The sequence below is a fragment of the Pseudoalteromonas sp. S2755 genome (assembly GCF_005886535.1).
In the GTDB taxonomy this organism is placed as follows: domain Bacteria; phylum Pseudomonadota; class Gammaproteobacteria; order Enterobacterales; family Alteromonadaceae; genus Pseudoalteromonas.
The window spans coordinates 51,885-62,771 of the sequence record NZ_PNDS01000024.1 but is presented as its reverse complement, the minus strand read 5'-3'; the positions used below and the strand labels follow the sequence as shown (position 1 = coordinate 62,771).

8 protein-coding genes are annotated in these 10,887 nt (G+C 44.0%); 2 read left to right on the top strand and 6 right to left on the bottom strand.

The window, feature by feature from the left end:
* Positions 1–186: 186 nt before the first annotated feature.
* Positions 187–363, top strand: coding sequence for a hypothetical protein (locus tag CWC03_RS23395; RefSeq protein WP_157757218.1), 177 nt, complete (start codon positions 187–189; stop codon positions 361–363).
* 160 nt (positions 364–523) lie between these two features.
* Complete coding sequence (locus CWC03_RS04920) at positions 524–985, top strand: cyclic nucleotide-binding domain-containing protein (protein ID WP_045989409.1); 462 nt, start codon at positions 524–526, stop codon at positions 983–985.
* Positions 986–1,443: 458 nt separating this feature from the next.
* Here CWC03_RS04920 and CWC03_RS04915 read toward each other — a convergent pair whose 3' ends face one another.
* The 6 genes from CWC03_RS04915 to CWC03_RS04890 form a co-directional block, all read right to left on the bottom strand.
* Positions 1,444–2,679 (bottom strand): cysteine desulfurase-like protein, encoded by a 1,236-nt coding sequence (locus tag CWC03_RS04915; protein ID WP_138580802.1) that lies wholly within the window; start codon positions 2,677–2,679, stop codon positions 1,444–1,446.
* 9 nt (positions 2,680–2,688) lie between these two features.
* Positions 2,689–3,321, bottom strand: coding sequence for a 2OG-Fe dioxygenase family protein (locus CWC03_RS04910; RefSeq protein ID WP_128725650.1), 633 nt, complete (start codon positions 3,319–3,321; stop codon positions 2,689–2,691).
* Between the two features lie 244 nt (positions 3,322–3,565).
* Positions 3,566–6,163 carry a bifunctional aconitate hydratase 2/2-methylisocitrate dehydratase gene (gene acnB / locus CWC03_RS04905; RefSeq protein WP_138524450.1) on the bottom strand — a complete coding sequence of 866 codons (2,598 nt, stop codon included), beginning with the start codon at positions 6,161–6,163 and terminating at the stop codon, positions 3,566–3,568.
* Between the two features lie 310 nt (positions 6,164–6,473).
* Positions 6,474–7,523: an OmpA family protein gene (locus CWC03_RS04900; protein ID WP_138580804.1), complete on the bottom strand. Its 1,050-nt coding sequence runs from the start codon at positions 7,521–7,523 to the stop codon at positions 6,474–6,476.
* A 151-nt stretch (positions 7,524–7,674) separates the two neighbouring features.
* On the bottom strand, positions 7,675–9,453 hold the full coding sequence (locus CWC03_RS04895) for an ABC transporter ATP-binding protein (RefSeq protein WP_138580801.1): 1,779 nt from the start codon (positions 9,451–9,453) through the stop codon (positions 7,675–7,677).
* Positions 9,454–10,875, bottom strand: a complete 1,422-nt coding sequence (locus CWC03_RS04890; RefSeq protein ID WP_138580800.1) for a protein adenylyltransferase SelO — start codon at positions 10,873–10,875, stop codon at positions 9,454–9,456.
* Between the last annotated feature and the right edge of the window lie 12 nt (positions 10,876–10,887).

The following is a 10,887-nucleotide window of genomic DNA, read 5'->3' as shown; positions in this document are numbered from 1 at the left end:
ACCAATTATTCTTAATACTTGTTCAATTTGAAGGAGTAAACCTGACGCTAGCTTCGTTAAAAATTTCTCATTTAGAACAACTAAATAGCAAAATTTTTGCCTTGCTACTAACGCTATTTTCCCGCTTCAAGATAGATCATTTACTTAATACAACTGGCATAACTTACATTTTGTAAAGGAATCACGATGAAAATTACATTGAATAAAAAGCCACTAAAACATTTATCTAACAGCAAGAAGCTAGCAAATGAGCTTACACCGCAAGCTGCTGGTGGTTATGATGTTACCTCACCACACAATAAAGGCTGTATCAGCTATCAGGGGATGACATGCCCTACTTCGCCGTACGATCCCGCTTGCTAGAATGATTTAACTCATGTCGCTTATCGTTATATACCAATCCACATAAATAGTTGGCGACATAATCAAGTAGATTGGTGTAAGCGACAATAAAAAATCATTGCTCTAATCAAAAAAAGTCGCCACTATTTAATAAAGACAATGTACTAACTTATGTAAGCCTGTGAAACTGCTTGAAAATGTGCCACTGTTTAAACAACTAGAGATCATCAATCGCTTAGCGTTTTTTAAAGAGTTTACGCTTGCCGAACGCCAAGTGTTACTCGAGTCTTTTGGTCACTTATATCTGGTGCAACAAGAGCGTCATGCCTTCAAACGCTTTGAAAAAGACAATCGCCTGTATATTGTATTAAGCGGTGAGTTTTTGATTTTTAAACAAGATGCCGCCCATGATTTAGGTAAGGTTGGTCCTGGTGAATTTTTAGGTGAAGGTGCATTTATCACTAACCGAGAACGCAGTACTAGCGCACAAGCGTTAAAAGACAGCATTATATTGGCAATAACCCCAGATGCACTAACACGCTTGCCCAATGTGATCCGGGAAAAAATCAAAGACAAGCTTATTGAAGGCATGAGCCATCGCATTGCAAAGCTCAATGCATTTATTGAAGGTGTAACTGACTAATTAAAGTAGCCCAAGCTAAACATAAAAGAATGGCACTACAGCAAAGCAGCTTGTCTTGCCCGCTGTGATTTGTAATCCACTTTGACTTTGAAATGACATACTGAATAAGCATCATCAGCGGGATAGTAAAGCAGATAAATCCGTAAAAGAGATAACTTAGTGTTGCCGTCCACCAGAAGTGTGGACTCGTTAAGTCCGTTTCATTGACCATACCAACCATGGGGACAGGAAACTGATATACATAAATAAATATCAGTGATAGAAGCCAACAAAACAGAGGAATAATAGTAATTCGTATCACGCCACCAGTAGTCCTTTCCACAATTTCCTCCAGCTAATAGCTAATGTAATACATATAATTAAAGTATACTATTAAAAAGCTGTATCGAAACAGAAGTAAAGTTACAAGAGAACCTGATTGTTGCGAGAAGAAATGGGAGCCGTAGCCCCACTTCTTATTATGCTAATAGCTCACTGAATGCGTCAAACAAGCTATCTAGTTCTTCTATGGTGTTGTAATGCATACAACCGATGCGAACAACTCCACCTTTATCCATCACCCCTAGCTGCTCGCAAAGCCCTTGGGCGTAGAAGTTACCATCCCATACGCACATGTGCTTTTTACCTAAGAATTCCGACACGGTACGTGGCGCGATGCCATCAAATGTCAAAGCAAACGTTGGTGTGCGCTCAGCGAGTCTCTCACGTGACTCGATACCAAAAAGTTTAATATGTTTAAACTCGGCTAAACGCGTTAAGAAGTGCTGGCTAAGCTGCATCTCATGCGCTTTTGTGCGTGCAAACGCCTCAACCAGTTTCTCACGGCGGGGTGTATCTGCACTCATCTCGCTTAGTGAAGCAATGTAGTCAATCGCCGCAACAACACCCGCTAGCCCTTCGAAACTCTGCGTACCAGTTTCCCAGCGGCCTGGAATAATGTCTTTTGCCGGCTCCACCTTGTACGGAGTAAAACCTTCTAAATGCTCACGCTTACCATACACAATGCCCACATGCGGACCAAAGAACTTATAAGCAGAGCACGCAAGGAAGTCGCAATCCAAACCTTGTACATCGATTAGCTCATGAGGTGCATAGTGCACAGCATCAACATATACCAATGCACCAACTTGGTGCGCAAGCTCCACAATGCGTTTGATATCGTTGATTGAGCCCGTTGTATTTGATGCATACGTCACCGCAACCAACTTAGTCTTGGCATTTAGTAGTGATTCAAAATGCGCAAGATCAAGTGTGCAATCGGTTTCATTAATACGCACCGCATGCACCGTCGCCCCTTTATCTTCGGCGGCTTGACGCCATGAAGAAACATTTGAATAGTGATCAGCATTAGTCACAATGACTTCATCACCCGCTTGCCATTCGCGAGATAGCGCACGGCTAAAGCTAAAGGTTAAGCTAGTCATGTTGGCACCGAATACAATTTGATCTGCACTTGGCGCATTGAGTAAGTCCGCAACCGCTTGGCGCGCTTCACTCATCAAACTGACGGTCTTATCGCTCGAGAAAAATGCACCACCTAAGTTAGAGTTAAAATAACCAAGGTAAGCAGACATCGCGCTCAATACGGATTGCGGTACTTGAGAGCCACCCGGACCATCAAGGAAAATTGGCGCGGTTCCACCGATACTTTGCATAAGCGCAGGGAACTGACGACGCACTTGATTTAAATCCATACTACCCTCTTAGGCTGTAAATACGAAGCAGTCTAGGTAACCGACTTGCTCGGCATCTAGCTTGTTCATCGGCGTTGCGTTATGCCACACTTCACGGTCATTCACCAGTGCAAATAAACCATCTTTGATTTCCATTTTGAAGCAAGGTTCGGCTTCTTTATGTTCATAAACCAATAGCTCACCACCGGCGATATTTTCGTGAGAAACACCACAAACACACACATGGTCAAAGCCATCTTGGTGTACACCTTCAGGCGCAGGAGGAGTATCGCTTTCAATCGCTAACATGCGAAACTGATGCACTTCTATGCTGGTATCGTCTGCAATTCCTGTCATGGCTTTGAATTCAGCAAGCATATGCTTAAAGCCATCGGTGTTTAACATGTCCAGCTCAAGGTTTTCGTAAACACGCTCAATATTACCTTGGAAAGTATTAATTGAATCGTCTTGAACGAAAGCTTTAGTCGGCTGCAATGTCACTTCACCGTCAGTGAATTTAACCACTGAATAGCGGCGCTTTCTGAATGCACCATCGGCATAAGGGTTATCCGGAAGTTGATTGAAAAAAGGCTTAACTGCGTCGATATGTGACTGCGGCAAAAAGCGTAGTTGTAATAAATTCTGGTTGTTTACTGTTGTCATGATCCTCTCGCCCATTGATGAGAATTTGCCGACAATTCTAATAAAACCAGAGAAAATTACTGTTTAAAAAAACGGGATTTTAACAAGTAAAACGCAATAAAAACCCAATTATAGCCACTTTAATAGATTACTTATCTAGGTTTAAAATAATGCTTGATAACACCATTTAAGATGAGCGTTTTATGTGCATAAAAAAAGCCAGCATGCGCTGGCTTTTTCTTTCAATGTATTCTAGGGCGAGTAATTAAACCGCTTGTTGAATGATCACTGAGTCTGCCTTTTTAGTGTACTGAGGCATCTTATGGAAGTTCAAGTAACGGTAAGTGTCCGCAGCCGTTGCATTGATCTTCTCTGCATACTCTTGATATTCAGCAGGCGTTGGTAGTTTACCAAGAATAGCAGCTACCGCTGCAAGTTCTGCTGATGCAAGGAATACGTTTGCACCTGTACCTAAACGGTTAGGGAAGTTACGAGTCGAGGTAGAAACAACCGTTGCTTTATCAGCAACACGCGCCTGGTTACCCATACATAGTGAACATCCAGGAGTTTCGATACGTGCACCTACACGACCATAAATACCGTAGTAACCTTCGTCAGTTAACTGATCGCGGTCCATTTTCGTTGGTGGAGCAACCCATAGTTGCGTTGGTAGACGACCACCGAAGTTATCCAGTAGTTTACCAGCTGCACGGAAGTGACCAATGTTAGTCATACAAGAACCAATGAACACTTCGTCGATCTTCTCACCGGTTACCGCTGAAAGTAGACGTGCATCATCAGGGTCATTCGGTGCACAAAGGATTGGCTCTTTGATATCAGCAAGATCAATCTCAATGGTGTGCGCGTATTCTGCATCCGCGTCAGCAGTCATTAGCTCAGGGTTTGCTAACCACTCTTCCATCTTAGTGATACGACGCTCAATAGTACGTACATCACCATAACCTTCTGAGATCATCCACTTAAGCATCACGATGTTAGAGTTTAGGTACTCTTCGATAGACGCTTGTGAAAGCTTAACAGTACAACCTGCCGCACTACGCTCTGCAGATGCATCAGATAGTTCGAACGCTTGCTCAACTGTTAAGTGCTCAACACCTTCGATTTCAAGGATACGGCCAGAGAATTCATTGATCTTACCTTTTTTCTCAACCGTCAATAGGCCTTGCTGGATTGCATAGTAAGGGATAGCGTGTACTAGGTCACGTAATGTGATACCCGGCTGCATTTCACCTTTAAAACGAACAAGGATTGACTCAGGCATATCCAACGGCATTACACCCGTTGCAGCTGCGAATGCTACCGCACCTGAACCTGCAGGGAATGAAATACCTAGAGGGAAACGAGTATGCGAGTCACCACCTGTACCTACCGTATCAGGCAGTAGCATACGGTTTAGCCACGAGTGGATAACACCGTCACCTGGACGTAACGATACACCGCCACGGTTCATGATGAAATCAGGAAGTGTGTGGTGTGTGTTTACATCGATTGGCTTAGGATAAGCTGAGGTATGACAGAATGACTGCATAGTAAGATCAGCAGAGAAGCCAAGACAAGCAAGGTCTTTAAGCTCATCACGCGTCATTGGACCCGTAGTATCCTGAGAACCTACCGTTGTCATTGTTGGCTCACAGTATTGGCCTGGACGTACACCTGCCATATTACATGCTTTACCAACCATCTTCTGTGCAAGCGTAAAGCCTTTACCAGAATCTTCTACTAGCTTAGGCTTACGGAAGATATCTTCAGCTTCAAGACCCAGTGAAGCACGAGCTTTATCAGTTAGACCACGACCGATGATCAGTGGAATACGACCACCAGCACGTACTTCATCAAGAATTACGTCTGATTTTAGTGAGAACGTCGAGATAACTTCGTCTGTACCGTGACGCTTAACTACACCTTCGTATGGGAAGATGTCGATTTGGTCGCCCATGTTCAATTCATCAACTGGAAGTTCAATAGGTAGTGCACCTGAATCTTCCATGGTGTTGAAGAAGATAGGTGCAATTTTACCACCTAGACACACACCGCCAACGCGCTTGTTTGGCACGAATGGGATGTCATCACCCATGAACCAAAGTACAGAGTTAGTTGCAGATTTACGAGATGAACCCGTACCAACAACATCACCCACGTATGCTAGAGGCAAACCTTTGCCATTAAGCGCTTCAAGCTGTGCGATAGGACCTACTTCACCAGGTTTGTCTGGGTTGATACCATCACGCTCGTTTTTAAGCATAGCTAGTGCGTGTAATGGGATATCAGGACGAGACCAAGCGTCTGGGGCTGGAGACAAGTCATCTGTGTTTGTCTCACCTGTTACTTTGAATACAGTGACAGAAATTTTGTCTGCAACGGCTGGCTTCTCAAGGAACCATTCTGCATTTGCCCATGATTCAATCACTTGCTTAGCAAACTCATTACCCGCTTTTGCTTTTTCTTCTACGTCGTAGAATGCGTCAAACATCAGTAGCGTGTGAGATAAACCTTTAGCAACGATAGGTGCAAGTGCTGCATCGTCTAACAGATCAATCATTGGCGCGATGTTATAACCACCTAGCATAGTGCCAAGCAGCTCAGCTGCATATTCTTTTGAAATAAGTGGAGATTCCGCTTCGCCTTTCGCTACTGCAGCCAAAAAGCCTGCTTTTACGTAAGCAGCATCATCTACACCTGGCGGTACACGGTTGATAAATAGATCAACGATGAACTCTTCTTCACCTGCAGGTGGAGTTTTTAGTAATTCGATAAGGTCAGCAGTTTGCTGCGCGTCTAACGGCTTAGGCACGATACCTTGCGCGGCACGCTCTTCTACGTGTTTACGATATTCTTGAAGCACAATATTGCCCTCTTGGTGACGTGGACAGACAAGTAAATGATCTGGCTGCGATTATTGATACAATCGGCTGAACCATTCCCTTGACCATAAAATATAATGAACAATTATAAGGTCTTTGAGTATAGATGAAAATCTTGCATACGATACCTCGCCTTATAGTCACTATAAATACAATGAATAAGCATACCGGAACAAGTATATTTTGATGAATATCAGTCAAACGAGAATCATTTTAATTTTGCGAAAAGGTACTAACAATTGGATCAAAAAAGGCTCCTGAAGGAGCCTTTTTGCATAAGCTAAGTGAAAATTAACGCTTAACTTTTACTTTCTCTTTAGAAGAAACGTGCGCTTCTACACGACGGTTTTCCGCATGTGCTTTTAGCGTGTTTGCTGGATTTTTCAAACGCTCTTCACCGTAACCAACCGTGGTAATACGCATTGAATCTACACCCATATCAACGAGTTTCTCAGCAACGTTTTTCGCGCGGCGCTCAGAAAGCTTTTGGTTGTAATCAGCATCACCCACAGCTGACGCGTGACCTTCAATCACAACATCTGCATTTTTATGCTCTTTCAAGAACTTAGCAACCGCGTTGATATCATCAACATATTGCTGTGAGAAAGTTGCATCGTCATGCGGGAAGCGGACTAGCAGACTTACTTTATCTTCCTTAGTCTCGTACAAAGTACAACCAGAGGCATCAACAGCATCCGTCATTGGTGTGTTAGCACATTTATCTTCGCTATCCACAACACCATCTTTGTCACTGTCTTGCGGTGCTTCTGCAACTACAGGAGCAGGGGCTGGCGCAACCTCTTCCGATTTACCAACGCTACCGAATGAGTAGTTGATACCAATTTTACCACCAACATCAGTAAAACCTGCTTCTAGACCTTGGTAAATTGCCGCTTCTGCATTCACGAACAAATGATCGGTGAAGTAATGACGAACACCTGCGCCGACGTTAGCAAAAGTGTTATCTGAGATTACATCTAGGTTCATCTTTTTGATACCCACTAAACCATAGAATGGGCCACCATCAAAGTGGTACAAACCGTCGATACCGTAACGCTCGGCGTCCATTGAACCGTTGCTGATCCCACCAAGATCAAAGTCCATATCTGCATATTCGATACGACCACTCCAAAACTTGTCAAAGCGGTAGCCAATTTCAGCACCCCAACCAGTAGAATCTTCTACGTCCAGACCAGCCATATCACGGTGATTCTGCCAGTCAGCATCATAGTAATCACCAAACACACCTAGATATACGCCTTCTGTAGGCTCAGTAGTGTTCGCATTTGCATTGGCTGTCACTGCCATCGCAACTAGTAAGCTCAAAGTTTTAATTTTCATCATTCCTTCCCATCTCTGTTAGTTTACGCATTGAGTATCGACTCGGATAGTCTATCAGAAAATGCGTCTACCGATTACGTTGCATAGATAATATTAGCTCGTCTATTAATGTTTACTTAACGTTACATAAGGAATTTTTGCTATTTATGAATTAATTTTGATGACCAAATAGGATTTGATACAGACCTTGTTCCTTTAACAGTTCCTTATGTTCTCCATACTGGGACACTTCACCATCATCTAACACATAAATTAAGTCGGCTTGTTTTATTGCGCTCAGTCGATGTGCAATAATCAAAGTCGTTCTATCAGCCAAAAACGCTTGCAAATTGCGATGAATTTTTGCCTCAGTCTCAATATCAAGTGCCGAGGTTGCTTCATCCAGCACCACTACTTTAGGGTCGGCAACAACCATTCTAGCAATGGCTAACCTTTGCTTCTGTCCTCCGGACAATTTGATCCCGTTTCGACCAACTTGTGCATCTAACTCGTCGGACAGCGCAAGTACGGTATCGGCTAACTCTGCAACATGGAGTGCCTGCCACAATATTTGGTCAGATACCTCACGCCCCATTGCTAGGTTTTCACGGATGCTAGTATTAAAGAGTATTGGCTGCTGCAGTACAGTCACTATATTATCTCGCACGGCTTCGTAACCAATTTGCTCTACTGGTGTGTCATTTATATGAATCTCGCCACTTTGCTTTTCATACAATCCCAAAAGCAATTGCACCAAAGTAGATTTACCACCTCCAGACACCGCTACTAACGCTACTTTCTTCCCTGCTGGAATATGCAAAGATACCTGCTTGAGCACGGGTTGCTCTGCAACGTAAGCGAAGTCTATATTGGCAAATTTGATATCAACCTGAGATGAATCAAAGACGGTTTTCGTAGCGGGATATTGTGCTTCTGTCGCAAAATTAAAAACCTGATTTAACCTACTAAGCGCCGCGGAGGCACCATAGTACGCATATTGAATACCAAGAATTTCCTGCACAGGCCCCATCATGAACCAAAGGTAACCAAATACCGCAAATATCTGGCCGACTGTTAAATCAGAAAACACCACCATAAACATAGCGACAGCACGAAAAAACTCGAACCCCACCAAAAACACGGTAAAGCTTAAGCGGTTAACCGCGTCCGTTTTCCATTGTGACTGCACCGCGTAATGTTTGAGATCTTTGGCGGCTACTTTAACCTGTGCAAAGTAGTTACCCTCTCGACGAACGGCTTTTAGTTGAGAAATAGCATCTAGCGTCTCGACTAACGAAGTTTGCAGTGCTTCAAATGCAGCATTCTCTTCCTTTTTCAGCTCTTTAACATGTTTGCCAAACTGTCGAGAAAAATAGATAACCGCCGGATTGAGCAACAGGATAACCAGCCCCAACATCCAGTCAATCCAAAGCAAAATCGCCGCAGTGCCAATAATTGTGAGTAAACCGATTAAAAATCGTGACAAGGTTTGACTGATAAATTTATCCAAAGTTTCTACATCGGTAATACAGCGAGAGCTAATTGCTGCACCACCTTGGCTTTCGTACTCCTTCAGTTGAACTTTAGGTAAATGTGTAAGTAAACGCTCACGGATTTGATAACTAATGTCCTTGCCGATAATAGTAAACTGGCGTGACTGCATCACTCCTAGCACCAGGCTGGCCAAGCGCATAGTTATTACAGCTAACAAAATAACCACAATATAGCCACTGGGGCCATGCCATTGCTCGGGTAAGACTGAGTTCATCCAAGCCACTGCTCTGCCTGGTGTGTCTAGTAAGACTTCATCGACCAGCAACGGCATCATCAAAGGGATAGGGACACTCACCAACGCGGCAAACAAGGCGATGATATGCGCCTTAATAAGCGGTCGCTTGTGCTCGAGGACTTTACGTTTAATTTCTTGCCAAGAAAGCTGCTGTTCTGCCATTTAGGTTCCACAAAAAGTTTGATAGTGGGCCGGTGTAGACGCACTAGTCCACGATTCAGGGTAGTCTTTGTAATCATAGGGCGACGTCAACGCAGTTAGCCAATCCTCTAGCGTTTGACTCATGCCTTGCTGATTAAATAGCGCAATCTCAGCCTCCACCAACGCATTACGAGGGATAAGTATCGGGTTAGCTTGACTCATCAGGTTAGCCGCAACGTCATCGGGAGCCCGCCTTTGTCCCCATCGCAGCTGCCAGCTCTCCAACTCCGTTGGCATGGATAAGGCTTTGTTTGGGTGACCAAGCAAGCTATTGGTTAGTGCCGCAAAGGAATTAGTAAAGTCTAGCTCATGCTCTGTCATCAACTTGAGTAAGTCACTAAGGAGAATGTCGTCTGCGTCGCTCCATTCATCAATACCAAGCTTAGCCGCCCACATATCTTTGTACTTGCGATTAAACGATTCAGAAAACTCCGCCAAAATTTGACTAAATGCTTCAATTCCCGCTTGCTCATCCTGCCATAACACCAATAAGGCCTCGGCAAGTCGCGCACAGTTCCAATTCATGATGTTTGGCTGATTACCAAACGCATAACGGCCTTGACGGTCGATAGAGCTAAACACGGCGTTAAAATCAAACTTTTCCATCATTGCACAGGGGCCAAAGTCTATCGTTTCACCACTGAGTAAAATATTGTCGGTATTCATCACGCCATGAATAAAGCCAACCCGCATCCACTCGACAACTAAATCAACTAACTGCTCACACACTTCACGGAACAATTCGAGCACATCCTGTTCGGTCTCAACTTTAAAACCCTCAAATAATTGCTCGCCCAGCAAGTTAAGTAGGCTCCATAGCTCATCTTTATTTTGCTGAGTAGCCAGATATTGTAAGGTGCCGATGCGGATATGACTTTTTGCCACACGACATACAACCGCGCCAGGTACTTCACCTTGACGATAAACATGGTGTCCAGTGGTTACAACAGCCAGGCATTCCGTAGTTGGAACACCCAAGCCAACCATAGCTTGGCTCATGATGAACTCACGTACCGCAGGCCCTAGTGCACAAAAGCCATCACCGCCTCGAGAAAATCGCGTCGCTCCAGAGCCTTTCAAGTGCAGGTCGTATTGACGTCCGTCATCGAGTTTCACCCCACCAATTAAATGCGCTCGACCATCACCAAGTAACGGGTTAAATTGCCCAAACTGATGACCACTGTAGGCTAAGCTCGTAGGCTCAATGTTACCTAAAGGACGTTGACCACTTAACAGCTCAGCAAGCGCTATGGTGTCGTATTTATCTAGCTCAAGCTTATTTAGCAGCGGCGTATTGGATAGTAGTAATGTGGGCTGATTAAATCTTGCTGGTTGCTCCTTAAAGATCAGAGCAGAGCCTTGATAAGGCTGAAAAAATACCATGCGGCCATCTCC

Coding starts and splice junctions, on each gene's coding strand:
- CWC03_RS23395 (WP_157757218.1), top strand. CDS start 187: ATGAAAATTACATTGAATAAAAAGCCACTAAAACATTTATCTAACAGC.
- CWC03_RS04915 (WP_138580802.1), bottom strand. CDS start 2,679: ATGGATTTAAATCAAGTGCGTCGTCAGTTCCCTGCGCTTATGCAAAGT.
- CWC03_RS04910 (WP_128725650.1), bottom strand. CDS start 3,321: ATGACAACAGTAAACAACCAGAATTTATTACAACTACGCTTTTTGCCG.
- CWC03_RS04900 (WP_138580804.1), bottom strand. CDS start 7,523: ATGAAAATTAAAACTTTGAGCTTACTAGTTGCGATGGCAGTGACAGCC.
- CWC03_RS04895 (WP_138580801.1), bottom strand. CDS start 9,453: ATGGCAGAACAGCAGCTTTCTTGGCAAGAAATTAAACGTAAAGTCCTC.
- CWC03_RS04890 (WP_138580800.1), bottom strand. CDS start 10,875: ATGGTATTTTTTCAGCCTTATCAAGGCTCTGCTCTGATCTTTAAGGAG.